The organism is Streptomyces sp. A012304 (assembly GCF_026008495.1).
Classification (GTDB): domain Bacteria; phylum Actinomycetota; class Actinomycetes; order Streptomycetales; family Streptomycetaceae; genus Streptomyces.
Map to the genome: position 1 here is coordinate 15,798 of NZ_BQUN01000087.1, position 25,963 is coordinate 41,760.

General features: G+C 70.2%; 25 protein-coding genes and 1 pseudogene. 10 read left to right on the forward strand and 16 right to left on the reverse strand.

The features are described 5' to 3' along the window. The coding region (locus ALMP_RS18220; RefSeq protein WP_264929502.1) for a helix-turn-helix domain-containing protein at positions 1-472 on the forward strand (472 nt) is incomplete at its 5' end. 221 nt (positions 473-693) lie between these two features. Here ALMP_RS18220 and ALMP_RS18225 read toward each other — a convergent pair. Beyond that, positions 694-1,725 carry a zinc-binding alcohol dehydrogenase family protein gene (locus ALMP_RS18225; RefSeq protein ID WP_264929504.1) on the reverse strand — a complete coding sequence of 344 codons (1,032 nt, stop codon included), beginning with the start codon at positions 1,723-1,725 and terminating at the stop codon, positions 694-696. Positions 1,726-1,863: 138 nt separating this feature from the next. Between ALMP_RS18225 and ALMP_RS18230 the strand changes: the two genes are divergently transcribed. Next, a complete protein-coding gene (locus ALMP_RS18230) occupies positions 1,864-2,220 on the forward strand; it encodes a helix-turn-helix domain-containing protein (RefSeq protein WP_264929506.1) in 357 nt (118 codons plus the stop codon). A 59-nt stretch (positions 2,221-2,279) separates the two neighbouring features. Further along, positions 2,280-2,402, forward strand: a pseudogene (locus ALMP_RS18235) (IS982 family transposase); the annotation flags it as partial. Positions 2,403-2,469: 67 nt separating this feature from the next. On the opposite strand, the gene ALMP_RS18240 reads toward ALMP_RS18235, so the two are convergent. Then, positions 2,470-2,865, reverse strand: coding sequence for a VOC family protein (locus ALMP_RS18240; protein ID WP_264929508.1), 396 nt, complete (start codon positions 2,863-2,865; stop codon positions 2,470-2,472). Between the two features lie 122 nt (positions 2,866-2,987). On the opposite strand from ALMP_RS18240, the gene ALMP_RS18245 reads away from it, so the two are divergent. After that, a complete protein-coding gene (locus tag ALMP_RS18245; RefSeq protein ID WP_264929509.1) occupies positions 2,988-3,536 on the forward strand; it encodes a DinB family protein in 549 nt (182 codons plus the stop codon). Between the two features lie 191 nt (positions 3,537-3,727). On the opposite strand, the gene ALMP_RS18250 is transcribed toward ALMP_RS18245, so the two are convergent. Next, positions 3,728-4,360 (reverse strand): VOC family protein, encoded by a 633-nt coding sequence (locus ALMP_RS18250; RefSeq protein ID WP_264929511.1) that lies wholly within the window; start codon positions 4,358-4,360, stop codon positions 3,728-3,730. A gap of 72 nt (positions 4,361-4,432) precedes the next feature. Here ALMP_RS18250 and ALMP_RS18255 point away from each other — a divergent pair, with 72 nt between their 5' ends. Beyond that, the gene (locus ALMP_RS18255) at positions 4,433-4,693 is read left to right on the forward strand and encodes a hypothetical protein (RefSeq protein WP_309299496.1); all 261 of its coding nucleotides are present in this window, start codon (positions 4,433-4,435) and stop codon (positions 4,691-4,693) included. On the opposite strand, the gene tnpB is transcribed toward ALMP_RS18255, so the two are convergent. From tnpB to ALMP_RS18290, 6 genes are all read right to left on the reverse strand, one after another. Beyond that, positions 4,666-6,123, reverse strand: coding sequence for an IS607 family element RNA-guided endonuclease TnpB (gene tnpB / locus ALMP_RS18260; protein ID WP_264929513.1), 1,458 nt, complete (start codon positions 6,121-6,123; stop codon positions 4,666-4,668). The two genes, ALMP_RS18255 and tnpB, sit on opposite strands and share 28 nt — an antisense overlap. Further along, positions 6,120-6,704: an IS607 family transposase gene (locus ALMP_RS18265; protein WP_264929515.1), complete on the reverse strand. Its 585-nt coding sequence runs from the start codon at positions 6,702-6,704 to the stop codon at positions 6,120-6,122. Before ALMP_RS18265 ends, tnpB begins: the two co-directional genes overlap by 4 nt. Positions 6,705-7,944: 1,240 nt before the next feature. After that, on the reverse strand, positions 7,945-8,571 hold the full coding sequence (locus tag ALMP_RS18275; protein WP_264929517.1) for a hypothetical protein: 627 nt from the start codon (positions 8,569-8,571) through the stop codon (positions 7,945-7,947). Positions 8,572-8,670: 99 nt separating this feature from the next. Further along, entirely contained in the window at positions 8,671-9,408 is a 738-nt protein-coding gene (locus ALMP_RS18280; RefSeq protein ID WP_264929519.1) for a response regulator, read from the reverse strand. Between the two features lie 83 nt (positions 9,409-9,491). Next, positions 9,492-10,814 carry an ATP-binding protein gene (locus ALMP_RS18285; RefSeq protein WP_264929521.1) on the reverse strand — a complete coding sequence of 441 codons (1,323 nt, stop codon included), beginning with the start codon at positions 10,812-10,814 and terminating at the stop codon, positions 9,492-9,494. An 85-nt stretch (positions 10,815-10,899) separates the two neighbouring features. Beyond that, positions 10,900-11,097 (reverse strand): hypothetical protein, encoded by a 198-nt coding sequence (locus tag ALMP_RS18290; protein ID WP_264929523.1) that lies wholly within the window; start codon positions 11,095-11,097, stop codon positions 10,900-10,902. A gap of 287 nt (positions 11,098-11,384) precedes the next feature. Here ALMP_RS18290 and ALMP_RS18295 point away from each other — a divergent pair, with 287 nt between their 5' ends. Both ALMP_RS18295 and ALMP_RS18300 read left to right on the forward strand, forming a co-directional pair. Continuing rightward, positions 11,385-12,053, forward strand: coding sequence for a ThuA domain-containing protein (locus ALMP_RS18295; RefSeq protein ID WP_264929525.1), 669 nt, complete (start codon positions 11,385-11,387; stop codon positions 12,051-12,053). Between the two features lie 123 nt (positions 12,054-12,176). Then, positions 12,177-13,055 carry an oxaloacetate decarboxylase gene (locus ALMP_RS18300; protein ID WP_264929527.1) on the forward strand — a complete coding sequence of 293 codons (879 nt, stop codon included), beginning with the start codon at positions 12,177-12,179 and terminating at the stop codon, positions 13,053-13,055. A 134-nt stretch (positions 13,056-13,189) separates the two neighbouring features. Here the strand turns inward: ALMP_RS18300 and ALMP_RS18305 are convergent, their stop codons facing one another. The 7 genes from ALMP_RS18305 to ALMP_RS18335 all read right to left on the reverse strand — a co-directional run bounded on the left by ALMP_RS18305 (position 13,190) and on the right by ALMP_RS18335 (position 22,025). Then, entirely contained in the window at positions 13,190-14,227 is a 1,038-nt protein-coding gene (locus ALMP_RS18305; RefSeq protein ID WP_264929528.1) for a LacI family DNA-binding transcriptional regulator, read from the reverse strand. 233 nt (positions 14,228-14,460) lie between these two features. Next, positions 14,461-16,191: a family 43 glycosylhydrolase gene (locus tag ALMP_RS18310; protein WP_264929530.1), complete on the reverse strand. Its 1,731-nt coding sequence runs from the start codon at positions 16,189-16,191 to the stop codon at positions 14,461-14,463. Between the two features lie 149 nt (positions 16,192-16,340). Beyond that, the gene (locus ALMP_RS18315) at positions 16,341-17,255 is read right to left on the reverse strand and encodes a carbohydrate ABC transporter permease (RefSeq protein WP_264929532.1); all 915 of its coding nucleotides are present in this window, start codon (positions 17,253-17,255) and stop codon (positions 16,341-16,343) included. Next, positions 17,255-18,139 (reverse strand): carbohydrate ABC transporter permease, encoded by an 885-nt coding sequence (locus tag ALMP_RS18320; protein WP_264929534.1) that lies wholly within the window; start codon positions 18,137-18,139, stop codon positions 17,255-17,257. The genes ALMP_RS18315 and ALMP_RS18320 overlap by 1 nt, the downstream gene beginning before the upstream one ends. Before the next feature lie 9 nt (positions 18,140-18,148). Further along, positions 18,149-19,489, reverse strand: a complete 1,341-nt coding sequence (locus ALMP_RS18325; protein WP_264929536.1) for an ABC transporter substrate-binding protein — start codon at positions 19,487-19,489, stop codon at positions 18,149-18,151. A gap of 280 nt (positions 19,490-19,769) precedes the next feature. Then, on the reverse strand, positions 19,770-20,867 hold the full coding sequence (locus ALMP_RS18330; protein WP_264929539.1) for a LacI family DNA-binding transcriptional regulator: 1,098 nt from the start codon (positions 20,865-20,867) through the stop codon (positions 19,770-19,772). 144 nt (positions 20,868-21,011) lie between these two features. Further along, positions 21,012-22,025: a hydroxyacid dehydrogenase gene (locus tag ALMP_RS18335; protein WP_264929540.1), complete on the reverse strand. Its 1,014-nt coding sequence runs from the start codon at positions 22,023-22,025 to the stop codon at positions 21,012-21,014. Positions 22,026-22,657: 632 nt separating this feature from the next. Between ALMP_RS18335 and ALMP_RS18340 the strand changes: the two genes are divergently transcribed. The 3 genes from ALMP_RS18340 (at position 22,658) to ALMP_RS18350 (ending at position 25,919) form a co-directional block, all read left to right on the forward strand. Further along, positions 22,658-24,007: an extracellular solute-binding protein gene (locus tag ALMP_RS18340; protein WP_264929542.1), complete on the forward strand. Its 1,350-nt coding sequence runs from the start codon at positions 22,658-22,660 to the stop codon at positions 24,005-24,007. After that, positions 24,004-25,005 (forward strand): carbohydrate ABC transporter permease, encoded by a 1,002-nt coding sequence (locus ALMP_RS18345; RefSeq protein WP_264929544.1) that lies wholly within the window; start codon positions 24,004-24,006, stop codon positions 25,003-25,005. Before ALMP_RS18340 ends, ALMP_RS18345 begins: the two co-directional genes overlap by 4 nt. Before the next feature lie 89 nt (positions 25,006-25,094). Continuing rightward, a complete protein-coding gene (locus ALMP_RS18350) occupies positions 25,095-25,919 on the forward strand; it encodes a carbohydrate ABC transporter permease (protein WP_264929620.1) in 825 nt (274 codons plus the stop codon). Positions 25,920-25,963 lie beyond the last annotated feature (44 nt).

Here is a 25,963-nt window from a genome sequence, read left to right on the forward strand (position 1 = left end):
CGCACCCGCCCTGCTCGGCGTCCCCGCCCACGAACTGCGCGACCGCCGGGTGGAGCTGAGCGACCTGTGGGCGCCGTCGCGGGTACGACGCCTGCGCGCCCGTGTCGAGGCCGCCGCGCACCCGGCGACCGCGCTGGAGGAACTGGCCCTGCGCCACGCGGCCCCGCCCGACCCCGCGCTGCGCCGGCTCGTCACTGCCCTCGCCGAGGGCCGTCCCGTCGCCGCGACCGCCGACGAACTGGGCCTCGGCGCACGCCGGCTGCACCGCCGTTCCCTCACCGCCTTCGGTTACGGCCCCAAGACCCTCGCCCGCGTCCTGCGCCTCCAACGGGCCCTCGCCCTGGCCCGGGCGGGTGTCCCGTACGCGGAGACGGCCCTGCGCGCCGGGTACGCCGACCAGGCCCATCTGGCGCGTGACGTACGGGAGTTCAGCGGGATGACACTGTCGGAACTGCTGCTCGGGGAGGTCTAGACGAGTCATTCCGATGTGTTCGGTGGTCGTAGGCGATCAGGTGTCGCATGACCGGCTGTCCGGTCTTGTGGTTGTGCCAGATCGCCGCGGCCAGCGAGGACGCGCTGTTCCCGGACGCACCGTCAGCATGGGGAATGACTCGTCTAGGCGCGGGAGTGGAAGGTCTGTGGAGTCCTCCGCACTCCCTGCGGTGTCCGGGGCCGCCGGGAAGGGGGGACCGGTCAGAAGCCGGTCATCGTGATCTTGCCGATGGCCTTGCCGGCCTCCAGGACGCGGTGCGCCGCGCGCAGGTGCTCGGCGTTGATCTTTCCGAGGTCGGTGGTGGCCGTGGTGGTGAGGATCCCGGCGTCCACCAGCCGGGAGATCTGGTCGAGGATGCGGCCCTGCTCCGCCCGGTCGGCGGTCTGATGCAGCGACCGGGTGAACATGAACTCCCAGTGGAAGGAGATGCTCTTGGACTTCAGCAGGCCGATCTCCACCGGGCCGAAGTCGTCGATGGCCACAATCCGTCCGAAGGGCTTGACGATGTCGGCGTAGGCGGCCAGGTTCTGGTCGGTTCCGGTGGTGCCGAAGACGAAGTCCACGCCGTCCGGGGCCACTTCGCGCACCTGCGGGGCGAGGGGCCTGCGGTGGTCGACGATGTGCGCGGCGCCCATGCGCCGGGCGAACTTGACAGTCTCGGGGCGTGAGGCGGTGCCGATCACCGTGAGGCTGGTAAGCGCGCGGGCCAACTGGGACACCATGGCGCCGACACCGCCCGCGGCGGCGGTGACCAGCAGCGTGCCCGACTGCTTGAGCGCGCCGGCGTGCAGACCGAGGTGCTCGAAGAGACCCTCCCAGGCGGTCAGCGACGTCAGCGGCAGGGCCGCCGCCTCGGCGAAGGTGAGCGAGGCAGGCTTGTGGCCGACGATGCGCTCGTCGACGGTGTGGAAGCGGGAGTTGGTGCCCGGCCGGTCGATGGCTCCGGCGTAGAAGACCTCGTCGCCCACCCGGAACGACTCGATCTCGTCGCCGACGGCGACGACGGTGCCCGCCGCGTCCCAGCCGAGGATCTTGGGCTCGCCGCCCGGGTCGTTGTTCCGGCGGACCTTGTAGTCGACCGGGTTGACCGCGATGGCCTCGACCTGCACGAGCAGGTCACGCGGTCCTGGCTCCGGTACCGGCAGCGTCGTGTCCTCGAGGCTCTCCGCGTGGTCCACCGGCAGGCTCTTGCGGTAGGCGACGGCGGGCATGGTCTGCGGGGTCTGGCTCATCACTGTCCTCTTTGTCGGGCCGCAGCGGCGTTCGCTGCGGCCGCAACGTAGCTCGGAGGAGGTAGTAACCCGCAAGGGATACTACTTCCCGAAGGGAAGTACGCTGGTGGAAGAGGAAGACGAGGAGAGGAAGAGACCATGGTGGCGCTCTGCGAGACCCAGCGGCACGACCATCACGACGTATATGCCGCCCAGTGCCCCTGCCGGGAGGTGCTCGACCTGCTGGCCAACAAGTGGTCGGCGCTGGCCATCGGCGCGATGGAGGAGGGACCGCAACGCTTCGGCGCCCTGCAGAAGCGGCTGGAGGGTGTGAGCTCCAAGGTACTCACCGCCACGCTGCGCCGCCTGCAGGGCCGGGGCTTCGTGGAGCGGACCGTGTACCCCGCGGTGCCCCTGCACGTCGAGTACGAACTGACCCCGCTCGGCCGCAGCGTGGCACAACCCCTGGCCCACCTGCGGAACTGGGTGGAGGACCACATGGACGAGATCGCCTAGACGAGTCATCCCCCATGCTGACGGTGCGTCCGGGAACGCAGACGCGGTGCCCAAGACGCCGGACCTTCGAGGGCGTCGCCGTCCGCGTCGCTCAGCGCGTCCTCGCGCTGGCCGCGGCGATCTGGCACAACCACAAGACCGGACAGCCGGTCATGCGATCCCTGATCGCCTACGACCACTGAACACATCGGAATTACTCGTCTAGGGGGCGGCTGCGCGTGGGGGCCAGGGCGAGTGGCGTGTACGGGGCTAGGGGGCCAGCGGCGCGTACAGGTCGACGCCGTTGCCGTCCGGGTCGAGCAGCACGGCGTACCGCTGCCCCCAGAAGGCGTCCCACGGCTTGAGCTCGCCGTGGCAGCCGGCGTCCACCAGCTCCTCGTACACCGCGTCGACCTCGGCGGGGCTGTCGCAGCGCAGCGGGAGCGAGGACCGGCCACCGCCGGTGGGCGGCCGCCAGCCGGGGTGGAAGGACCGGACGGTCTCCTCGGTGTCCAGCAACAGCCGCAGACCCCCCGGAAGTCCGGCTTCGGCGTGCGGCTGCCGCTCGGCGCCCTCGGGGAAGGCGAAGCCGAGCCGGCGGTAGAAGGCGACGGAGGCGGCCATGTCGGAGACGACCAGGCCGATGGCATCGAAACGTGGACTCATACGGCCACCGTAGGCGGCGCCCGGACACCCGGTCTTGAAGGAAACGGACACCGCCGCCGGCGACGGGACGGGCGCGGAAAAACGGTTCCGCGCGGGGCGTCGGCGCGTGTCAGGGTGGCCCGATGAACGCCCCTACGAACCCCGGGAGTCGTGAGCTGCTGCGCTGGCAGTCCGACCTGACCTGGTCCCTCTTCGAGTACCACCTCGAGCGGCTGGAGGCGGAGGACTTCCTCTGGGAGCCCGTCGCCCACTGCTGGACCCTCCGACCCGACGGCGCCGGCGGATGGGTGCCCGACTGGGCCGACACCGAACCCGACCCCGTCCCGCTCCCCACCATCGGCTGGCTGAGCTGGCACCTCGGCTGGTGGCTCGGCGTCGCCACCGACCAGCTGCGCGGCCGCACGCCCCGCGAGCGGGCCGACGTGCGCTGGCCCGGACCGGGGGAGCCGGCCGTCGCCTGGCTGCGGGGGCTGCGGGAGGAGTGGACGGCAGCCGTGGACGCGCTCACCGACGCCGACCTCGCCCGGCCCGTCGCCTTCCCCTGGCCGCCGGACTCCGGGCACACCGTCGCTCACCTGCTCGCCTGGGCCGAAGCGGAGCTGATGAAGAACGTGGCCGAGATGGGGCAGCTGCGGCTGCTGCGGGTGGCCGGGCAGCGGAACGGCGGGTGACCGGGGGCGGCCCGGGCGGGGTCAGGTGACCGCTCGGGTGGTTGGTCGGACGGCCGGTGGTCGGGGCGGCGCGGTAGGGACAGCGCCGCGGGCCGCTGCCGTCCGCGGACACGTCGCGTCAGGCTCGGCGGCCGGAGCGGCGGCGGCGAGCGACCCGGCGAGGCTCGGACGACCGGGGTGCCCGCCGGGGCTCAGGTGAAGGTCACCGGCCCGTTCGGCGTGTCCACCGTGAACGAGAAGCCCGCCGGGCCCTCGGACAGCGGCAGGTCGGTGCCGAGGGCGGCCAGCAGGGGCCGGATCTCCTCCGGGTCGGGCGCGGTCGCCGTCAGCTCCAGCAGAGGGGTGACGGGCAGGCCCGACGCGGACGGGTGGACCGTACCGCCCCAGTCGATGAGGAACGGCACCAGTCCGGAGGGGTGCGGATCACCGCCGTCGGTCAGCCGCCACTCCAGCAGCGTCCCGTCCGGGCGGCGCCGGCTCATCTCCCGTACGTCGCCGGGGTCGTAGCCGTAGGCCCGGGCGGCCGCGACCGCCTCGTCCAGATCGGGCCGGCTGATCGCCCAGGTGACGGTCCGCGGGGAGTCCAGGCCGTCCACGCCGAAGGGGCGTGGGCCCGTCGGCGCGGACTGCCGCGGGTCCGGTCCGATGATCTCCAGGTAGGCGCCGCCGCCCAGCCCCACCAGATGGTTGCGGGTGCCGAGGCCGACATGCACCCCGCCCGGCGCGGGAGCCACTCCCGTGCGCCGGGTGAACTCCGCGACCGTCGCCGCCAGGTCGGGCGTCGCGAGGACGACATGGTCGAGCCGTGCGGGAATGGTGTTCATCCCGCCCGAGACTACGCGCCCCACCGTCGGAAAGCCGCCCACTTGCGAACACCAGTGCGGCAGGATGGCGGCATGATCCGTACCAAACGCGTCCTGCCGGCGCTGCTGCCGGCCCTCGTGCTCCTCACCGCCTGCGGCAGCGAGGACGCGGACGCCGCCGACCCGGCCGAACTGGCCTCCCGGGCCCGCGCGTCGGGTATCGCCCCGGAACTCGTGTACGCCGTCGAGGCCCCTGGTTACACCGTTGCCAAGACCGTAGTCAGGTCTCAGCAATCCGGGCATTTCGACCCGGAAGGTCCGTCACATCACCAAAGCGTGAGGGCTTCGGCTTGAGTACGGTCTCTCGCTTCCGTCTGCCGCTGGTGCGGCAGGGTTGCGCCACCTGCCCGCCCCGCCTTCGCCTTGCGGCGGGGGCGGGTGGCGCGGGTCTTACGGTCGGCTCCACGAGGCTTCGACACCACCACGGTGGTGTCCTGGTCTCCGGCCACTCCGGTACCAGTGGTGCAGGCCGCCGCGAGCGCGGCGAGGTTGAGCGCGGCGTTGTCGTCCCGGTCGATGACCAGGCCGCAGGCGTCGCATTCGTAGGTCCGGACGTGCAGCGGCAGCTTGGCTTTCACCGCGCCGCACCCGGAACAGGTCTTGGAAGAGGGGTACCAGCGGTCGGCCACGACGAGGCGGGTGGCGTGGCGCTGGCGGGTCTTGCAGGTGAGCTGGCGGCGGATCTCGCCGAATCCGGCGTCGGCGATCCGGCGGGCCAGGCGCCGGTTCTTCACCATGCCGGCGACGTTGAGGTCCTCGACCACGACCGTGCCGTACTCGGCCGCCACGCTTGTGGTGAGCTTGTGCAGCGCGTCTTCGCGGAGATTCGCCACCCGGTGATGCACTTTGTTCCGCTGGGCGTTGGCCTTCTCCCAGCGGCGGGACGGCTTGCGCCCGGTCCTGCGGTCGGGGCCCTGGCGGCGGGAGACGATCCGGGATGCGCGGCGCAGCTGCTTGCGGGCGGCGTCGTAGTGCCCGAGATTCGCGACGGTGCGGATCTCACCCGTCGAGTCGGCCATGACGGCGAGGGTCTTCACACCGAGGTCGATGCCGACCGCCACATCCGGGCGCGCCACACGTTCCAGGTCGCGCTTGACCTCGACCTGGAAGGAGGCTAACCAGCGCCCGCGTTCGTGGCGGACGGTCGCGGACAGGATCCGTGCGGTCTGGGCCTGGATACGGGCAAGGAGGCTGCTGGTGGGTTCGTGGGTGCGGATCGTGCCCAGCCTCGGCAGCGTCACATGTCGGCCGTCCGTGTCCACGCGGATCGTGCCGGTGGTGAACCGGCAGGCCAGATGTGCCTTCCGCTTCGGCTTGAACCGGGGCGCGCCCATGCGCTTGCCGCGCCGCTTGCCGTTCTTCGACTTGGCGTAGTTGTCGAACGCGGCCGACGCGTTCGCGAGGCCGGTGTTGTATGCCTCCTTGGAGTTTTCCTCCCACCAGGGGGCGAACCTGGGGTCGGTGTGCTTGGCGGCGTTGAACGCCTTGCGCAGCGAGGGCAGCGACCACGGCCGCCACTCGGTCAGCGACTCTTCGGGGACGCCGTACGTCTCCTCCGCGCGGCGCTGCCACCACGACGCCGTCACCCAGCCAACAGCCCAGTTGTACGCGGCCCGCGCGGCACCGCAGTGCGAACGCAGCGCGGCCTCTTGGGAGGCGTTCGGGTCCAGGGCGAACCGGAACGCCCGCACCACGAACCCGGGCTGCGGCTGGAACTTCTTCACCCGGCGTCCTCGCCGGTCGCCACGGCCACCGCGCGGGCGGCCCGGTTCTTCGCCGCCCGCCGCCCGTACAGGCGCGCGCACATCGACGTGAGGACTTCGGTGATGTCCCGTACGAGGTCGTCGGCGGTCTCGGTGGGGTCGAGGACGACCAGGCGCCGCCCGGACGCCGACAGGACCGCTTCGAGGTGCTCGACACCGAAGCGGGCCAATCGGTCGCGGTGCTCGACCACGACCACAGCGGCGGACGGGTCGGACAACACCCGGTGCAGCTTCCCGCGCCGGCCGTTCAGCCCGGAACCGACCTCGGTAACAACCTCGGCCACGACCAGGCCGAGCCCGTTCGCTCCGGCCACGACCCGGGCCGCCTGCCGGTCAAGGTCCGCTTTCTCGTCGACGGACGAGACACGGCAGTACGCGACCACCCGCCCCGCCTCCACGGCGGCGGCCGGAGCGGGCTCACTGACCAGCCACGTCCCGGACGGCGCCTGACGGACCGGGACGGGCATCTTCCCGTCCTTCACCCACCGCCAAGCGGTCTGGTAGCTCACGCCCTGCTGACGGGCCCACTCCGAAAGCTTCACGAGACCAACGTACGCGAAACAACCGACTAGATATGACTATCAATGACTAGAAAATGTGTAGCAGCTTTACCCCCGCGACGTCCTGCGCGAGGCCGCCCGCACGGTCCACCGCCCCTCCGCCGACGAACTCGACACCCTGCTGCCCGCCGGCTCCGTGGGCGGCGATCGGGTCGAACGCGGCGATCTGCCGACGACCGGGGACGGGGCACCGTACGACCGGGGCCGAGTAGGAACGGATCAGGAAACCGGTGTTGCTGTCAGAAGTCTTGACAGGCCGTAATCCGAGCCGCTGGGCCCCACCGCTGAATGGGGTTCGGTCGGCCACGACACCGTCGGCCGCCCCCTGGTGATCTTCCCCGGCGGTCCTCTACGGGGCCGCCGCTGCGGCTTTCACGCACTGGCGGCTGTGGCCGGCGCAGTGGTCCACGACTGCCTGGTCGAGGCTTACGTGGTAGTGCTGGGTGCCGGAGGAACAGTCGACGACGAGTTGGGGCCCGCCGAGGTCCAGGCCCAAGCGGAGGCCGTTCTGTACCCAGGACAAGGGAACGGCCAGGGCCATGAGGTCGGTGGCGCGGGTGTGCTCGCGGCGGCCGTCCGTGTCCTTGTGGACGCAGCGGTTGGGGCGTCCCCGCAGCTCGTCGCAGATTTACTCGATCACGAGCGAGGACGTCCGGACGGCGCAGGGCCGCGTCGCGCGGGGCGCGGACCTTGGGCTCGTCGAGTTCGGGGTAGTTGCCGTCGAACAACGTGTGGTGGTTCGGACAGAGGGGCACCACGTTGCCGAGGCGGTGCAGCCGTCCTCGCACGGCGGGCCGGATGTATCGCCGGAGTGTTGCATGGCCCCCTTCTCACAGGGCCCGAAGCCGTCAGGTGTCGTCGACGTCCGGAGCGCCCTCCACGTCCGCGCTCTCGCCACGTCGAGGCTCGGGCTCCGCCGCCTGCTCACCCGGCAGTGCGGCCTCCCCAGCGGTGGCCTCATCGGCGGCACGCTTTCGCCCCCTCCAGATTCGAGTCAGCTCTAGGCCGATGCCCACCGCTGTCAGCCCCGTCGAGATGATGTCCCAAACATGCATCGCCGTTCCCCTCATTCCAATGACTGGTGTGAGGCGAGCGTCTCGTGACGGGCAGTTCTGCTGCTATCGATGGAAAGCTGAGTTACGGGCCATGCTGAGCGGGTCTGGCTGCGGCCTATGCTGCGCGGAGGTGTGTAACTGGCACCGCTCGCCTGCATTGCATCGCATCAGGGCCGGTGCGCGGGCTCCGCTGGTGTGCTCGGGCGTCTGTCCACCGCGTACGGACGCAACTTCCGCCAGTCGTATGCGGGATGACCAGGCTTGGGGTGTTTCCGGTCGTAGAGGTTCGCGGCGCACCACACACCGATACAGAGTACGATCAGCGCCTTCGCGGGGTAGCCGACGGCCGTGGTGCCAGCCGCGAGGCCGCTGAGTGCTGCGGCGGTGACCAGGTAGCCGAGCACGGGGTAAATGACCAGCTGATGCCAGATCTTGGTGGGCGAGACGGCCTGCGCGAAGGTGTACTGGCCCGCACGCACCTCGCTCCGCCACTGCCACAGACCGAAGCTGAGCCAGCCTGCCAAGGTGGCCCACGCCCACCCACCGGTCACCAGCCCGCGTACGGGATCGGCTACCCGGCCCCCGCACAGGGCCACGCCTGTTGCCGCGGCCAGCGCGAGGAGGGGGTCTCCGTAGATGAAGGCGACGAACTCCTGGCGGGGGTGCAGCACTCGACGTTCCAGGACGAGCGCGAGCAGAGCGGGGATCCCCGGGCTGATCGCGAATGCGGCGGCAAACGCCACCCCTGGGCCGTGGACCAGAGCCCCGCCCAGGACAGGCAGCCAGTCGTTCATTCGGTGCGTTCCTTGGTCTCGAACGGGAGCCATGGCCGATCCGGGGCAGTGCCGGGGGAGACTGCCGCGTCGGCCTGGAGGCAGAGGACGGCAGGCCGGTCACTGCCACCGGGCGGCGAGCCGTTCCACGTCGGGGTCGGAGAAGAAGTCGCTGTGGAATCGGGCGAAGCTACAGATTTCGAGCAACGGCTTGTTGCGTTGGCCCTCGAGCGGCTCCGGAGGCATCGGCCGGTCCATGAACTCATACTCGAACCGGGCGATGACCGGCTGACGCTTCGCGAGGAACTCGGAGACCGACCGCTGTGAGCGATTGACGGCCTTGGCCACCACCGCCAACTTGGTGTGCTGGGCCAGCGCCCGCCACACCCGAAGGTCCTCGGGGCGGCCGACCAGCTCGCTCAGGAGTGAGGTCCTCCCTGGGGCCGGACGGTATCGCTGGGACAGTGAGGCGTTGGGTGAGTGCTTGCGCTCAAGCGCATCGATGATCTGGAGCAAGGGCCGGTCGCTCGTGTGTTTGGACAGGACGGCGACGGTTTGAGGAAAGAACTCGTACGCGGCCAGCAGGAACAGTATGCGGTTGTCCTCCCCATCGAGGGTGTGGACGACGCTCGGGATGGAGTGAGCGTTCAGCACCTCCAGCGCAGCGAGCCCCGACTCCGTGGCGCCGCGCCCGTAGTGGAGGTCGACAAGGGCAAGATGGAAGTCCCGGTCCTGACCGAGCCGTCGCCGCAGCTCGTCGGGGTCTCTGACCCCCACGACGGTGTGCCCCTCGGGCTCCACGGCACGGGCCACGCCCTGCTCGGAGGTGTAGACGTCATCGATCACGAGAATGCGCATTCCTGTTCCTCTGGTTACGTTGTGCTGTCCGTATGTGTCCGTGCGGTCCGGCGTTCAGCGGCGTTCTTGGAGATCAGGGGGGATCAGTTCGATTCCCAGTCGGCGACCACGCTGGTTCCGGGGCTGCGGGGGACGAAGGTCAAGGTGCCGTTTGAACGGCGCAGGTCCCACTCCAGGAGGGCCAGACTGGTCTGTGGGTCGCTCAGTACACCGGCGGGCATGCCCCGCCCATTGTCCGTGACCGTCACCTGGATCCGCCGTGTTCGCCTACTGCCGTGCACCGCCACCTGGGCGCTGACGGAATCGGCATCCGCCTTCAGGGCGTTGCTGACAAGGTCCGACAGGAGGCGCCTGGCCTTCTGATAGTCCGTCGAACCCAGTTCCACGCCCCGGGCTGCCTCGTCCAGACGGCACTTCCTGCGCTCTTCCCTGGGCTGAACCGACACGACCGCGTTCCACAGGTCCTCCACACGCCCGCCGGTATCTTGCCAGTCCTCACTCGACCAGAACCGCCGCAGCTCCTCCAGACGCACGAGCGCCTCCCGGGTGAGACCGCGGACCTCGCTGTGCTGGTAGTGCGGACTCTCCACAGCCTTAAGGAGATACGCCATAGAGTTCTTCGCCAGACTGTGCAGGTCCCCAGCCGCTTCCTTCCGCACGACGCGCTCGCGGTCCTCGACAGCCGACGCCGTGCCCTCCAGGAACTGGTCGAAGGAAATCCTTGCCACCCACAGCAGGAGAAAGCTAGTACTGAGTAGCACCCGCAGGCTCACCGGCACGGCGGCGAGCACCGGGTTCCAGGCGGGAACGAACAGCACCAAACCGATGACGACGAGGCCAGAGGGGATCGCGTGCCGTACCCAGAGCAACAAGGCCGGCGGCGCGCCCTGGCTGCGGTCGGGGCCCAGCACGACGGTGCCCTGGGGCGCGTAGAAGCCGGCGTCGAGCACGGTGTTCAGGAACGCGAAGTGGGTGTACCCCACAATGGCGACCAGCGCGACGATCCCGGCCTCCTCGGGCAGGCCCGTCACTCCCCACGGTCCCACATACGCCAGCCCCGCGATCAGGATGCCACCGCCCTCCAGCAGGCCAGGCAGGTTGGCCGCAGCTTTCCCTCGGGCGCCAGTCAGATGCGAGACGAGGGCCTCCGTCCCGGGGAGCCTGTCCAAAACGTCGATCAGCCCAGGGCGCGCGTGCACATGCGCGATCAGTGTTCCCACCGTGACCACGGCCAGTGCGAACACCCCGTGGGTGATTTCGTCGGGCGGGACCCACGGCAGGACGGACCAGAGCATCGTCACCGAGCAGAGGCGGATCCAGGACGTCGTCCGATGCAAGGCATCCATGGAGCGCACAGCGGTCGCCCATATCACCTCGGCCGTCTCGCGTCGTGCTGTCTGCTGCATGGTCTGCCTTTCAGGAGGGCTGGCACAACCTTGTCGGCCATCGTGCGGAACTACCCGGCACCTGCACCAGCGATACATTGCAGGATCACGCGGAACCGCTGTTCGCGTTCTTCGCGGCGATGGCGGAGACCGAGCGGGAGAACACCGCGAGTCGACCTTGGAGCGGCTCGACACCGCGGCCCGCAAAGGCGAGCACGGCGGTCGGCCGCCGGTCATCACCGACGACATGCTGCACACCGTGCTGCGGCGCAAGGCACTCGGCGAATCCGTCGAGCAGATCCAACCCGACCTGATCATCCCCCGGCGCAGAACCGCGCCACGTCCGCCCGCAGAAAGCCGATCGTCGGGTCGTCGCTCACCCGCCCTACTCTGGCAGTCCACTCACGACTTGTCAGAAGTTTTGACGGCTACGCCGGTTCTCTGTTCCGTTCCTACTGGGACCCTTACGACCCTCCGGCCGCAGGAGGATGACGGCAGGTCATGAACCCGGGCGGGGTGAGGGAAGGGGCGAAACTTTCGCCTTGATCACCGGCCTGGGGTGTGCGCACGCAACCACATAGGGTCGCTGCCATGACCGCCCGTCTGCTCGTGTACACCCGCACCACCGGCTACCGCCACGACTCCATCCCCGCCGCCGTAGCGGCCGTACGCGCCCTCGGCGGCTACGCCGTCGACCACACCGAGGACCCCGCCGCCCTGGAACGCCCACTGGAGGCCTACGCGGCGGTCGTCTTCCTCTCCACCAGCGGTGAGGTGCTCACCCCGGCCGGCCGGGAGCGGCTCGCCGCGTACGTGGAGTCGGGCGGCGGCTTCGTCGGCGTCCACGCGGCGGCCTGCACCGAATACGACTGGCCCTACTACGGCGACCTGCTCGGCGCCCGCTTCGACCGGCACCCCGAATATCAGCCCGGCAAGGCCCTCGTCGAGGACCGCGACCACCCGGCCACCCGCCACCTGCCGGCCGTCTGGGAGTTCACCGACGAGTGGTACGACTTCCGGACCAACCCGCGCGGCACGGCCCATGTGCTCGCCACCGCCGACGAGTCGTCGTACTCCGGCGGCGGCATGGGCGACGACCACCCCCTGGTCTGGTGCCGCGCCCAGGGCGCGGGACGGGTCTTCTACACCGCCCTCGGCCACGACGCCGGCGCCTACGACGACCCCGACTTCCGCGCCCACCTGCGCGGCGGCATCGACTGGGCGGCCCGCCCGCAGCCGCTCCCGGCGGAGGACATGTGACGTTTCTGCGGTGAACCGTGTGCGCCAACGGAGTGAGTGACACCCGCGCGCACGAGGCGCTCCCGCCCACCACGACGATCCTCTTGTCCCGTTGCAGCAGGGCATGGCATGAGGAGCCGGACGTTGACCTACGGGACAAAACTGCGCGAGCGGATCGCCTCACCGGGCACCACCCCCCTGATCGGCGTGTACGACATGTACTCGGCGTCGATCACGGCACAGCACTACGACGGGTTGTTCGTCTCGGGGTTCGGCTTCGCCGCCTCCTACTACGGACTGCCGGACATCGGCTTCATCGCCTGGCCGGACATGCTGGCCTTCACCCAGCGGCTGCGGGGCGCCTTTCCGGGCCACCACCTCCTGGTCGACATCGACGACGGGTACGTCGACCCGGAGGTCGCCTGCCACGTGGTGGAGGGTCTGGAGCGGGCCGGGGCGTCGGGGGTGGTCCTGGAGGACCAGAAGCGGCCGCGCCGGTGCGGGCACGCCGACGGCAAGCAGGTGCTGCCGCTGCCCGAGTACCTCGCGAAACTGGAGATGGTCCTCGCCACCCGCCGTGACCTGCTCGTCGTGGCCCGCACCGACGCCACCGACGACGCGGACATCCTGCACCGGGCCGAGGCCCTCGCCGCCACTGACGCGGACGTCGTACTCGTCGACGGGGTGCGCAGCGTGGAGTGGATCCGCCGGATCCGGCACGTCGTGGGCGACAAGCCGCTGCTGTTCAACCAGATCGCGGGCGGCAAGTCCCCCCGCCTGTCCCTGAGCGAGCTCAACGACCTCGGCGTGGACGTCGCCCTCTACAGCACCCCCTGTCTCTTCGCCGCCCACGAGGCGATGCGCACCGCGCTGACCGAACTGAAGCGCACCGACGGCCGACTGCCCGAGGCCGACGAGACACGGGGTATCGGCATCGGTGTCCGAACGGCCACGGAGCTCCTGGAGGGCAACCTGGCGCGGACGCGCAGGGAGGCGGGGGAGGGGGGTACGTGGGTGAGGTGACATTCCGCCCGCATGGGCAGGTCCCGGGGGCGGTTTCAGTGGTGCCGCGCTCAGGGGCGGTATCAGTGGCGCCTCACACGCGCGGGGCCGCCCGTGAAGGGTCGCTCGGGGCTCCGCGGATCGACCGCGGCGCCTCACGCGCGCGGGGCCGCCGTGCTGGCCCGTTCCACCAACCGTGTCGACAACTCCGTCCGCGTCCCCTCCGGACGATCCCCGTCCATCATCCGCACCAGCAGCCGCAGCGCCGTCGCGGACATCTCGGCCAGCGGCTGACGGACGGTGGTCAGGGCCGGGGTGGTCCAGCGGGACTCCGGCAGATCGTCGAAGCCGACCACACTGACGTCGTACGGAACCCGCAACCCCCGTTCCGCCAGGGCTTCGTAGACACCGAGGGCCATACGGTCGGAGCAGACGAAGACGGCCGTCGGCGGCTCCGCCAGATCGAGCAGCTCCCGCATGCGCCGGCGGGCGACGGACTCGTCGAAGCCGCCGTGCCGGATGTACTCGGGCCGGTGGCCGAGGCCCGCCGACGAGAGGGCCGAACGGTAGCCCGCCACACGGTCGTCGCTGCACATCTTGCGGCGCGGGCCGGCGATCACCGCGATCCGCTCGTGGCCGAGGGCCAGCAGATGCTCGGTGGCCGTCACCCCGCCCTGCCAGTTCGCCGCGCCCACCGACACCACACCCGCCGGCGGCTCCACCACCGGGTCGATCATCACGAACGGGATGCGGTGCTGCTCCAGCCACAGGTACTGGGAGTCCGTCAGCTCGGTCAGGTTGAACAGCACCCCGGCCGAGCCGCGGGCGGTCAGCTTGTCCAGCCAGCCGCGCTGCGGGCGGCCCGCCCGGGTGCGGGACAGCGCGGCCGAGACGACCACGTCCAGGCCCGCGTCGTGCGCGGCCTCCTCCACGCCGTGCAGCACCGCGCCCGACCAGGAACTCTCCAGCGAGTGCACCACGAGGTCGACCAGCCGGGGCGGCTTCGACGCGTCGAAGCGCGGTCTGCGGACGTAACCCAGCCGGTCCAGCGCCTCCGTCACCCGGCGGCGGGTCTCGGGAGCGACGTCCTCGCGTCCGTTGACCACCTTGGACGCGGTCGGCACGGACACCCCCGCCTCCCGGGCCACGACCGCCAGCGTCGGTCCGGCGCTCGCACTCCCCGTGCGGACCATCGGGAACCACCTCTCCGGCCCGCCCGAGGGCCAGCGAAAGCTCGACCAGCGCCCTTCGGAGCCGATCCTCACCGACGGTCACCGACGGGCAGCGACGGCTCACAGAGGGCTTGCAGAAAGCGCTTGCTATCCTAGGTGCGCCTCGGCGTGCCGTGAAGACACCGGGAAATGCGGGATCTTGGCGGGGAGGGTGGAAGGGCGGGGGTGCGGGGGCGGCGGGGGTGGAGGCCCGGTCACTCCGAGGGCAGAGGCGTACAGCTCAGTCGGAAGTCGCGGAAGTCGGCGGTGAACGACGCGTCCACGAGGTCCCGGGCGTGGATGCCGACCAGCGTCCCGGTGAAACGCAGCCGCCCCCCGTGGTCGTCGGACAGCCGGCCGCAGTCCAACGGCGGCCCGACCTGTGTGGGCACCCCCTCGCGGACGTACCAGAAGCGGGCCTCGACCCCCTCCACCGTGACCCCCAGGACGACCGGGGCGCTCGTGTCCACGTCCACGACCGCCGCCTGCCGCGTGCCCTTCTCGTCGCGCTCGACGAGACTGAGCACGGTCCGGCCGCCCCCGTGCCACTGCTGCCCGCGCTGTGGCTCCCCCTCGGGCTCCGCCCAGGTCAGGTCGAGCGAGAGATACGCCTCCGCGTCGTAGCGCAGGATCAGCCCGGCGGCCTGCGTGAACGTGAACGGCCTTGCCTCGACCGTCACTTGCGCCGTCGCCCGGTGCTCGGTGAGACGCCGCGCGAGCAGGCTCTGCGCCCACCGGGACTCCGGCCCCTGCCGGCCGCGCAGCCGGATCCAGCCGGGACGGGCCCCGGTGTCCGCCCAGGAGGGATGCGGGGGTTCACGGAGCGTGCTCCAGGGCCAGGCCAAGGGCGCGGCGGCGGGGGAGCGCGGGTGTGACTCCGGGGGTGTGGAGGGTGTCAGGGGTGTCACCGGCGCGACAGATGCGTCCAGCATGACCGGTGTGTCGGGCGCGTCCGGGGTGACCGGCGCGAGCGGCGTCGGCACCTCGACCTCGACGGCGGGGTGCCAACCTCCTTGTCTGAGGCGGGGGTTGCCCTCCGCGTCCCAGATGACCGCCTGGATCGCCGTCTCCCGGCCGAGGGTGCAACGCGGGCCGTCGGGAGTGTCGAGCGGGCGGGCGGTGAGGTGGCTGAGGAACCACTCGCCGTCCGGCGTCTCCACCAGCTCCGCGTGGCCCGCCTTCTGCAAGGGCTGCTTCGGGTCGTCCCGGGAGGTGAGCAGCGGGCGGTCGTCGAGGGTGTACGGGCCGGTCAGGTGCCGGCTGCGGGCCGTGCGGACGCCGTGCTCGAAACCGGTTCCGCCCTCGGCCAGCACCAGGTGGTACCAGCCCTCTCGGCGCAGCAACTTCGGCCCCTCGATGAGCCGTTCGTGCTGGAGGAGGAGGTGTGTACCGCCGCGCGGGGCGAGCGTGTCACGGTCCAGCTCCGTCAGCACGATCCCCGCGAAACGGTTTCCGTCCGGCCGGTGATCGTTCTGGAGGTTCAACAGCCACAGCCGGCCGTCCTCGTGATACAGGGCGGGGTCGAACCCGTGACTGGCGACGCGGCGCGGCGCCTCCCAGGGTCCGGCCACGTCGTACGCCGTACTCACGTACGTGTCCAGGTCGAAGTACGGCGTGCCGACCGACCGCACCACCGCGTACACCATCCAGAAACGCTCACCGTCCCAGCTCAGCGACGGCGCCCAGATCCCGCCCGAGTCGGGCACCCCCGCCAGCGAGTCCCCCGGGACGGCGCCCTGGACATGGCCCGCGTACTCCCAGTGCGCCAGGTCCCGCGAGCGGTGGATCGGGATGGTCGGAAACCACTCGAAGCTGCTGGTCGCCACGTAGTACCAGTCGCCTGCCCGGACGAGGGAGGGGTCGGGGGCGAAGCCACGGAGGACGGGGTTGCGGGCGACAGGCGCTGGTGTGCGGTCGGCCGACGACGGCGTGCGGTCGGCTGTCACCGGCATACCGTCGGCCGGCGACGGCGGCATACGGTCGGCCGGCGCCGCCGTACGCTCGGCCGGCCCCGGCTCGGTGTCCACGGTATGCGATCGACCGCCGACCGCGTCCACCCCACCGTCCGCCGTCGACGAGTGACTGTCCGCCGTACTCACTTCAGCGCCCCCAACGTCACTCCGGTCCGCCAGTAGCGGCGCATCGCGACCATCATGATCGCCATCGGCACGATGGACAGCAGCGCGCCGGTGAGCACGAGGCTCGTCAGGTCGACCCCCGACTCCAGGCGCTTGCCCGACCAGTTGTACAGGCCCAGGTTGAGCGTCCAGTTCTCCTCGCCGCGCAGCACGGTCAGGGGCAGGAAGAACGCGTTCCAGGTGTTGACGAAGGCCAGCAGGAACACCGTGGCGCCGCCCGTCGTCATCATCCGCAGCACGATGCTGACGAAGATCCGCAGCTCACCCGCGCCGTCCAGACGGGCCGCCTCCAGCAGCTCGTAGGGGATCGTGGACTCGGTGTAGACCTTGGCCAGATACACGCTGAACGGGTTGATGAGGCACGGGATCAGCATCGCCCAGGGCGTGTCCACCATGCCGATCGCCGAGAACAGCAGGTACAGCGGGAGCGTCAGCAGGGCGATCGGGATGAGGAAGGAACCGACCACGCACGCGAACACCAGGTTGCGGCCCGGGAAGTCGAAACGGGCCAGGCCGTAGCCCGTGGCGAGGGCGATGAGCGTGCCGCCGAGCGAGCCGACCCCCGCGTACAGCAGGGAGTTGGCCGTCCAGCGCAGGAAGATGCCGTCCTCGTAGGTGAACAGCTGATGCAGGTTGTCCCACAGGTGCCAGCCGGAGAACCACAGGCCGTTGCTCTGGTAGAGCGCGGTGCGGTCCTTGGTGGCGGCGACGATCAGCCACCACACCGGGAACAGGCTGTAGACGCTGGCCAGCACCAGTCCGATGAGCAGGAAACGCTGGCCGCCGCGAGAGCGGGAGGCGGCATCGGGGCTGGTGAGGCGGCGGACCGCCGGTGTCGAGGACTTCTTCGCCCGGTCTTCGGTGAGCACCATCAGTCGGTCTCCTTCGACGTCAGCCGGTAGAAGAGGAAGGAGGCGACGCCGAGGACGAGGGCGAGCAGCACCGACAGTGCCGCGGCGTAGTGGTAGTTGCCGGCGTTGAACGCCTGGTTGTAGATGATCATGATCGGCGTGAAGCTGTCGGTCACCGTCTGCGGGGTGACGTTGCGGAACAGCGCGGGCTCGTTGAAGATCTGCAACATCTGGATGATCGAGAGCAGACCGGTCAGGACGAGCGCCCCGCGCACGTACGGCACCTTGACGCTGACGGCGATCCGGATCTCGGAGGCGCCGTCCAGGCGCGCGGCCTCGAACAGCTCACGCGGTACGGCCTGGAGCGCCGAGTAGATGATCACCATGTTGTAGCCGATGCCGTGCCAGGTCAGCAGGTTGCCGATGGACGGCCAGACCATGGAGGGCGAGAAGAAGTTCCACTGGAACCCGAACAGCTCGCCCAGCGGGGTCAGCGGCCCGACCTCGGGGCTGTAGAGGTTGATCCACACGATGGCCGCGACCACTCCGGGGATCATGTACGGCACCAGCAGCAGAATCCGGAACCTGCTCGCCAGCCGTGAGGTGACCGCGTCCAGGAACAGCGCCAGCACCAGGCTGATGAAGAGCATCGCCGGGATCTGCACACAGGCGAACAGCACCACCCGCAGGATGGAGCTGAGGAACGCCGAGTCGGTCAGGCCCTGCTGGTAGTTGTGCAGCCCGGAGAACTCCTCCGTCGCACCGCCCAGACCGAGGCCGGACTGCTGGGTGCGGTACAGGGACTGGTAGACGGCGTACCCGATCGGGACCAGGTAGAGGAAGACGAAGCCGAGCTGGAAGGGCACCGTGAAGGCGGCGCCCTTCCAGCGCAGGGAGCGAATCATCTATCCGCCTCAGCCCTTGACGCTGATGCCACGGGACTTCAGGTCGTTGACCGTCCACTCCTGCATGTGCGCGAGCAGATCGGTGATCTTCTGCTGCTTGCTGACGACCTTGCCCCAGCCGGCCTGGAGCTCGGTGAACATCGCCGTCCAGTTCGGACCGAAGGTCCAGTCGCTCGTCACGGTCTTCAGGCTGTCCTTGACCACCTGCTGACCCGGCTGGTAATTCGCGCCGAGCAGCTTCTCGGAGATCGCCTCGCCGACGTAGGTGTCGCTGTCGGCCAGCGCCGGCATCACACCGTTGCCGGTGGTCGGGCTCGCCATCGTCTTCACGGCTTCGGTGTCGGTGGACATCCACAGCGCCGCCTCGGCGGCCTGCTTCTGGTACTTGCACTGCTCGGGCACCAGGGTCACCCCACCGCTCTGGTTGGTGCCGGCCGGGGTCTTGGCCGCCTCACCCGTGAACGTCGGCCACGGCGTGAGCGCCCACTGGCCGAAGGACTTGGTGAAGTTCTGCACCATGCCCGCCATCTGCCAGGTGGAGATCTGCCGGGTGGCGGTGCCGCCGTTGTCGTAGTTGCGCTGCACGGCCGCGTAGTCGGCGAAGGAGAGCTGGGAGTTGAGGTCGTTGTCGATGATCTCCTGGATCACCTTGGCGGCCTTGAGGGTGCCCGCGTCCTGGAAGTCCACCTTCCAGGAGTTGCCGTCGATGGAGTACCAGTGGGCGCCGGCCTGCATGGCGAGCACCTCCAGCGTGCTGGGGTCCTCACCCGCGTAGTTGGTGATCTTGATGCCGTGCTTCTTCAGCTCCTTGCCCGCGGCGATGAAGTCGTCCCAGGTGGCCGGGGCCTTCAGGCCGTACTTCTGGAAGATGTCGGTGCGGTAGATGGTGAAGGCGGGCGCCGAGGCGGTCGGGACACCGTAGGTCTTGCCCTGCACCTGGCCGGCGGCCCACGAGCCGGGGTTGAACTTGTCCTTGCTGGAACCCACGTACTTCGTGAGGTCGGCGAGCGCGCCCTGCGAGACCCAGCTGGTCACGTACTCGGCGGTGTTCTGGACCAGACAGGGCGCGTTGCCCGCCTTGACGGCGTTGGTCAGCTGCTTCTGCATGGTCAGCTGGTCGGTGACCTTGGTGTACTTCAGCTGGACGTCCTTGTGTGTGGCGTTGAACGCCTTGACGACCAGCTCATGGCCGTTGGCCCAGCCCCAGAAGGGGAGGGTGACCGGGCCGGAGGCGCCGGAGGACGAGTCGTCCCCGGAGCCGGAACCGCCGCAGGCGGCGAGCAGACCTGTCAGCGCGATACCCGCCACGGCGGCGCGGGCGAACCTTCTCCGGGGGCTGGTGGAGTTCATCTGACCGTGATCCTTCGGAAAGTAGGCGTCTCGGAAGAAGAGAACGGCGGCTCGGTACTGGCCGGGAACAGCGGCGGAAGACGTCGGCTGCGACATCGGCTCGCGGTTGCGGGGGGTCGGCCGAAGCGGAAGGTGTAGAAACCGGTTGCTGCGAAGGTAGGCCGAGGGGTGCGGCCATATCAAGAGGTGCGCGGGAAAAAGTTATGAAGAGAGCGATGATGCCCAGGTCAGAGCGGAGGTAACCGTTTACGAAACTCGGTCGTAGTCGGCCCCGCCATGGTCAGACCTGCCGCTGCGGCGGCCGTACGGAGTCCCGGACCACGACATGGGTGCCCAGCACCAGGTGCTCCCCGTCCCCGCCGCCCTTGCGCCGGCCCTCCGAGCCGGACCCCTCCCGCCGGTCGGCCACCGCGCGCAGGGCGACCCGCCCCATCTCCTCGTACGGCACATGGACCGTGGTCAGCTGCGGAGTGAGCTGCGAGGCCAGCGGAATGTCGTCGTAACCGACGATCGACACGTCGTCCGGCACCCGCAGGCCCGCCGCGCGCAGCGCCTGAAGGGCGCCCGCGGCCACCACGTCCGTGCCGGCCAGCACCGCGGTGAAGTCCGGCGTCTCGTGCAGGGCCCGCTCGACGGCGGCGTAGCCGTGCTCGTAGGAGTAGGAGCCGTGCCGCACCAGGCCCGGGTCGAACGGCACCCCGTACGCCTCGAACGCCCGTCGCGCCCCGTCCAGTCGGCCCTGCGCGGTGGTGAACTCCCCGGGTCCGGGCAGGACGAGGATCCGCCGGTGGCCGGCCGACAGCACGTGGCTGGCCATGGCGTAGGCGCCGCCCTCGTTGTCGTAGTCGACCGTCGTGGCCGGTACCTCACCCCGCAGCGGCGGCCTGCCGACCAGCACGAGGTGCGAGCCCGCCGCGTCCAGCGAACGCGCGAAGCGGGCCATGCGCAGCTGGTACTCCTCGAAGTCGAAGGCCCCGCCCAGCAGCACGACGGCGGCGACACCCTGCTGCCGCATCAGGTTGACCAGGGCCAGCTCGCGCTCCGGGTCGTCGCCGGTGGTGCCGACCAGCGACAGCCAGCCGCGCAGCGTGGCCGCGCTCTCGACGCCCTTCGCGACGTGCGCGAACGCGGCGCCGGTGATGTCGTCGATGAGGATCGCCACCGTCGGTGTGCCGCCACCGGCCAGGGAGCGGGCATGCGCGTTGGTGACGTAGTCCAGGTCGCGTACGACCTTCATCACCCGCCGGCGCAGCTCCTCGGAGACCGGGTAGTTGCCCGACAGTACGCGGGAGACGCTCGCCACGGAGACGCCCGCGCGCTCCGCCACGTCCCGGATGGTCGCCCGGCCGGCGTCGGTCGTCGTCCTGCGCTGACTCACCGCTGCGGCTCCTTCACCGTCGTACCCCGCTCACCGGGCGGGCCGGGGCACGGCGCCGCGTCGGTGCCGAAACGGTATCCCATCGTTCCCCCAGGTGGACGGGCCTGTGGACAACCGTCGGAGGTGGTGGGACGGGGGGCCGCATCAGGCCACCCGGGCCAGGTCCGCGTGGCGCACCTCGTGGGCCAGGGGCAGGCCGGCGGCGACCCGTTCCAGCTCCTCGACGACGATGCGGCCGAGGCGCTCCAGCTCGTTGCCGAGGGAGCCCGCGATGTGCGGGGTGAGGAAGACGTTCGGCAACCGGTACAGCGGGGAGTCGGCGGGCAGCGGCTCGGGCTCGGTGACGTCCAGGACGGCGTGCAGCCGGCCGGAGACCAGTTCCGCGGTGAGGGCCTCGTGGTCCACCAGGGCGCCCCGCGAGGTGTTGATCAGCACGCCGCCGTCGCGGATGAGGGCGAGCCGGGCGCGGTCGAGCATGTGGTGGGTCTCGGGGATGTCGGGGGCGTGCAGGCTGACGATGTCGCTGTGCCGCAGCAGGTCCTCCAGCGACAGCAGCCGGGCGCCCAGTCCGGCGGCCTCGGCGGCGTCGACGTACGGGTCGTGCAGCAGCACCTCGAAGTCGTACGGGCGCAGCAGCTCCAGCAGCCGGCGGCCCACGCGTGAGGCGCCGATGACGCCGATCCGCCGGCCCAGGTTGCCGGTGGCCGCGGTCTCGGCGTGGGTGGGCTGGGCGTGGGTGCGGCGGAAGCGCTCGCGGTGGGTGAAGGCGTCCTTTCCGGCGAGCAGGATCATCGCGAGGGTGTACTCGGCGACGGGGACGGCGTTGCCGGTGACCGCGCTGGAGACGGTGACCCCGTGCTTCCACAGGGCCTCGCCGACCAGGGAGCGCACGGAGCCGGCGGCGTGCAGGACGGCCCGCAGCCCGGGTGCGGCGGCGAGCGTGTCCGTGCCGAGGCGGGGGCAGCCCCAGCCGGTGATCAGGACTTCGGCACCGGCCAGCGCGCGGGCGGCGGCGGGGTCGGTGAAGTCCCGCACGACGAGCGCCGGGTCGATGTCGGCCGTCTGCCGCAGCCGGGCCAGGAGCGGCGCGGGGAACAGCAGGGGCAGGTGCACCGGATCCATGGCGAACACGGCCCTGGGCAGCTGGGCGCTGGGCATGACTCTCCTGAGGTGCGTCGGAAACGTTTTCTGAAAGCGTCTTCTACCGTAGGTCTGGCGTGGAGGCGGGGTCAATCGGTCGGAGGGAGCACCCGGGTGGGAAATCTTTCGGGCGGGTTGTCGGTCAAAGGGCCACTTCAGGGCGGTGGTTGAGGGGTGACGGGGGAGCGGGGCGGGGTGGGCGGCCGTGCGTGGAACGTGTTTCCGGGGCGGGTGGAGGAGGTGTGTCCTGAGCGCTCCATGACCGTATGGTCACAACCGGTTGCGGAAGGATGCTCGCCCGGGGCGTTCACGCCACGGAAACGGCGCATTGCTGAAACGGCCGGCCGGTCCGGTCCCGGCCCGAGCGGCACGGTCGCCATCGCCGCAGGTCAGATGGGTCGGGTGCGGGGCCGGTGCGGACCGCGCGAGCGGGTGGCCGCCTCGCTCGGCCGGTGCGCGGAGTTTTCGAAAGTCTGCGAAGACCCTTGACGTGCCCCGTCGAGAGCAAGAAGCTCTGCCCACCCGGTCGTAGCAACCGGTTGCTACCAGTTACTCCGGCGGCTACAAGCAGGACCGTTTCCGCACACCTTTCCCGCCCACCCTCACCGCACCACTGTCTCCCCATCCCCGAACCAGAAGGCGAGGCCTCCATGCGTTCCCAGGCCGGTGCTCCTCCCAGCCGCCGCCGCTTCCTAGCTCTGTCGGCGGGCGGTGCCGTCGCGGGGGCGGCATCCCTGTCCGGGTGCGCGCTGCGGGTGTCCACCGGGGTCAGCGGCCCGGGCGAGACCGTCACCCTGATGGTCAAGCCCGACGACATCTCGCCGGAACTGATCAAGCAGGCCCAGCAGGACATCGGCGTCAAGATCGTCACGGTCCGCCACGACATCACCAAGCTGATCGGGATGATGACCAACGGCAACCCTCCTGACCTGGTGCGGGGCGTGGGAGCCACGGACGCGCCGTACTTCGCCGCCCGCGACGTGATGGAGGATCTGGACCCGTACTTCGCGCGGAGCGACATCCTCAAGGTCGACGACCTCGACCCGGTCAACGACCTGTGGCGCTACGACGGCCGCACCCAGGGCAAGGGCCCGCGCTACGGCATGGCGAAGGACTTCTCCCAGGACTCCATGTTCTGGTACAACACCGCGCTCTTCGACCGGGCGGGCGTCGACTACCCGCCGGAGACCGAGCCGGTGACGTTCGACGAGTGGCTGGAGACCGCCAAGCGGCTGACGCGGCGCAGGAACGGCCAGACAACCGTTTTCGGCGGCAGCTACAACGGCGTGCTCACCCCCAACCTCCTGGCGACTCTGACGGTCGCCGCCGGCGGGAGTCTCTTCAGTGACGACTTCTCCCGGGTCGACTTCACCACCCCCGAGGCCCGCAAGGCGCTGGGCTGGTACATCGAGTACGGCAGGACCAGGGTCGGGCCGAGCATCATCCAGCCGGACCCCAACACCTGGGACGGCCCCACCTACCAAGCAGGCCGGATGGCCATGTCCGGCAACGGCTACTGGCTCGGCGGTCTGATCAACGCCGACAAGGAGCTGGCGCCGGTGTCCCGTCTCGCCCCCGCGCCCGTCTTCGAGGCCGGCCGGCGGATCAGCCCCTGCCAGGCCGGCACCGGACTGTGGATGCCGAAGAAGTCCCGCAACAAGGACGCCGCCTGGCGGGTCTTCGAGTGGTTCTTCGGCGAGGCACCCGCCAAGGGCCGTGCCTCCAGCGGCTGGGGGATCCCCACCCTGAAGTCCCTGCGTCCCCTGATGCCCGCCAAAGAGCCCTACCAGCAGCGGGTGCTGAAGGTGCAGAACGCCGAGCTGAGGCACTTCTCGGTGATCGCCTTCACCCCCTATGCCACGGCGGACTCGCTCTACGCCCTCTTCAACCAGGTCGCCCCGGCCGCGATGACCGGCGGGATGTCCGTCGACGCGCTGGCGGGCCGCCTGAACTCGCTCATGAACGAGCAGCTCAAGCGCGGTAAGGAGCAGGTGGGATGACGACCGACCAGATCCCCTCCGTGGCGGGGCGACCGCCGGGAGAGGCCACCGCCACCGGCCGGGCCGGGACCCTCCGGCGGTCGCGCGTGTCGATGACCGCGCGCCGGCACCGCGCCTTCTACCTCTTCACCTCGCCGTGGATCATCGGCTTCCTGCTGCTGACGATCGTCCCCATGGCCTACGCGCTGTGGCTGAGCTTCACCACCTTCGACGGCATCTCGCCGCACTGGCGTTACGTGGGCCTCGGCAACTACGGCGAGCTGCTCGGCGACTCCCAGACCTGGGCCTCCCTCGGCCGCACGGGTCTGTTCGCTGCGACCTCGGTGCCCCTGTCGATCGCCGCCGGGCTCGCGCTCGCCGTCCTGGTCAACCGGCCGCTGAAGGCGCGCGGGCTGTTCCGCACCCTGCTCTATCTGCCGGCCGTGGTGCCGCCCGTGGGGGCTGGCCTCGCCTTCAAGGCGCTCTTCGACCAGAACTCCGGTGCCGCCAACGGGGCATTGACATTCTTCGGCTTCGACGCCGTCGGCTGGCTCGCCGACCCCTACGCCCGCTACGTCCTGCTGATGACGGTGCTGTGGGCCGCCGGAAACATCATGATCATCTCGCTGGCGGGACTCCAGGACATCCCCCGCGAACTCCACGAGGCCGCCCGCATCGACGGGGCGAGCCCCTGGCGGACCTTCCGCAGCATCACCGTGCCGCTGCTGTCGCCGGTGCTGCTCTTCCAGACGGTGACCGGCGTGATCGCCTCCGTGCAGACCATCATGCCGCTGCTGCTGTCCCCGGACGGCACCACAGCGGGCGTCACCGCCCTGCCACAGTCCAACTACCTCTACATGATGCACGTGTTCGGCCAGTACTTCGCGCTCGGCCGCTACGGCTACGCCTCCGCGCTGCTGTGGGTGCTCTTCGTCCTGATCCTCGTCGTGACCGGCCTCATCTTCAGGTTCACGTCCGGCGTGGTCTTCTACAACGTCGACCCGGAGGCGAAGAAGTGACCGCCACCAGCCCGCTCCCGAACGCGACCGCCACCGGCCGGCACGCGAAGCCGACCGAGGCCGGCCCGCCCCCCGGCTCCGCGTCGCGGGTGCGGATACGCGGCGGCCGTCTCGTCCTCTACACCGTCCTCGTCGCCCTCACCGGCCTGTTCCTCGGCCCCTTCGGCTGGCTGATCCTCACCGGGCTGAAGACCCCGGCCGAACTGGCCGCCTCCCCCGTGCACTGGCTGCCCGACCGGTTCCAGTGGCACAACTTCACCGACGCCTACCAGCTCGTCGACTTCCTCGGCTACGCCCGCAACTCCCTGATCATCGCTTTCGTCTACGCCACCCTCGTCACTCTCAGCTCCGCCTGGGTCGGTTTCGGCTTCGCCCGCCTGGACGCGCCCGGCAAGAAGACCCTGTTCGGCATCCTGCTCGGCTCGATGATGCTGCCCCAGCTCATCACGCTGCTGCCGACCTACCTGATCTTCGCGAAGCTCGGCATGGTCGACACCTACTGGCCGTGGGTGCTGTGGGGCCTGTCCGCCACGCCGTATCTCGTCTTCCTCTTCCGGCAGTTCTTCGCCGGCCTGCCGCGCGAGCTGGAGGAGGCGGCGATCGTCGACGGCTGCGGTTACGCCACGATCTTCTGGCGGATCTTCCTGCCGCAGTCCTGGCCGGTGCTCTCCGCGAGCTTCGTGATCGCCTTCACCTGGACCTGGGGCGACTACATCGCCCCACAGCTCCTGCTGTCCACCGAGCGGTCCACCCTCGCCGTCGCCGTCATGACCACCTACGTCACCTCGGCCGGCACCCCCGTCACCAACCTCCAGGCCGCGGCCTCGGTGATGTACGTCGTGCCGATCCTGCTGGTCTTCCTCGTCGCCCAGCGCGGCTTCGTCGCCGGGATGTCCACCTCCGGTCTCAAGTGATGTCCACCCCCCGCCGCACGTGATGTGCACCTCCCGTCTCAAGT

Bases quoted from the DNA above. Each gene is read 5' to 3' on its own strand.
- ALMP_RS18250 (WP_264929511.1), bottom strand. From the start codon at position 4,360: ATGAACACCATTCCCGCACGGCTCGACCATGTCGTCCTCGCGACGCCC.
- ALMP_RS18340 (WP_264929542.1), top strand. From the start codon at position 22,658: ATGCGTTCCCAGGCCGGTGCTCCTCCCAGCCGCCGCCGCTTCCTAGCT.
- ALMP_RS18325 (WP_264929536.1), bottom strand. From the start codon at position 19,489: ATGAACTCCACCAGCCCCCGGAGAAGGTTCGCCCGCGCCGCCGTGGCG.
- ALMP_RS18335 (WP_264929540.1), bottom strand. From the start codon at position 22,025: ATGCCCAGCGCCCAGCTGCCCAGGGCCGTGTTCGCCATGGATCCGGTG.
- ALMP_RS18345 (WP_264929544.1), top strand. From the start codon at position 24,004: ATGACGACCGACCAGATCCCCTCCGTGGCGGGGCGACCGCCGGGAGAG.
- ALMP_RS18230 (WP_264929506.1), top strand. From the start codon at position 1,864: ATGGTGGCGCTCTGCGAGACCCAGCGGCACGACCATCACGACGTATAT.
- ALMP_RS18285 (WP_264929521.1), bottom strand. From the start codon at position 10,814: ATGCAGCAGACAGCACGACGCGAGACGGCCGAGGTGATATGGGCGACC.
- ALMP_RS18295 (WP_264929525.1), top strand. From the start codon at position 11,385: ATGACCGCCCGTCTGCTCGTGTACACCCGCACCACCGGCTACCGCCAC.
- ALMP_RS18240 (WP_264929508.1), bottom strand. From the start codon at position 2,865: ATGAGTCCACGTTTCGATGCCATCGGCCTGGTCGTCTCCGACATGGCC.
- ALMP_RS18255 (WP_309299496.1), top strand. From the start codon at position 4,433: ATGATCCGTACCAAACGCGTCCTGCCGGCGCTGCTGCCGGCCCTCGTG.
- ALMP_RS18245 (WP_264929509.1), top strand. From the start codon at position 2,988: ATGAACGCCCCTACGAACCCCGGGAGTCGTGAGCTGCTGCGCTGGCAG.
- ALMP_RS18320 (WP_264929534.1), bottom strand. From the start codon at position 18,139: ATGATTCGCTCCCTGCGCTGGAAGGGCGCCGCCTTCACGGTGCCCTTC.
- ALMP_RS18315 (WP_264929532.1), bottom strand. From the start codon at position 17,255: ATGGTGCTCACCGAAGACCGGGCGAAGAAGTCCTCGACACCGGCGGTC.
- ALMP_RS18305 (WP_264929528.1), bottom strand. From the start codon at position 14,227: ATGGTCCGCACGGGGAGTGCGAGCGCCGGACCGACGCTGGCGGTCGTG.
- ALMP_RS18275 (WP_264929517.1), bottom strand. From the start codon at position 8,571: ATGAACGACTGGCTGCCTGTCCTGGGCGGGGCTCTGGTCCACGGCCCA.
- ALMP_RS18225 (WP_264929504.1), bottom strand. From the start codon at position 1,725: ATGAGCCAGACCCCGCAGACCATGCCCGCCGTCGCCTACCGCAAGAGC.
- ALMP_RS18280 (WP_264929519.1), bottom strand. From the start codon at position 9,408: ATGCGCATTCTCGTGATCGATGACGTCTACACCTCCGAGCAGGGCGTG.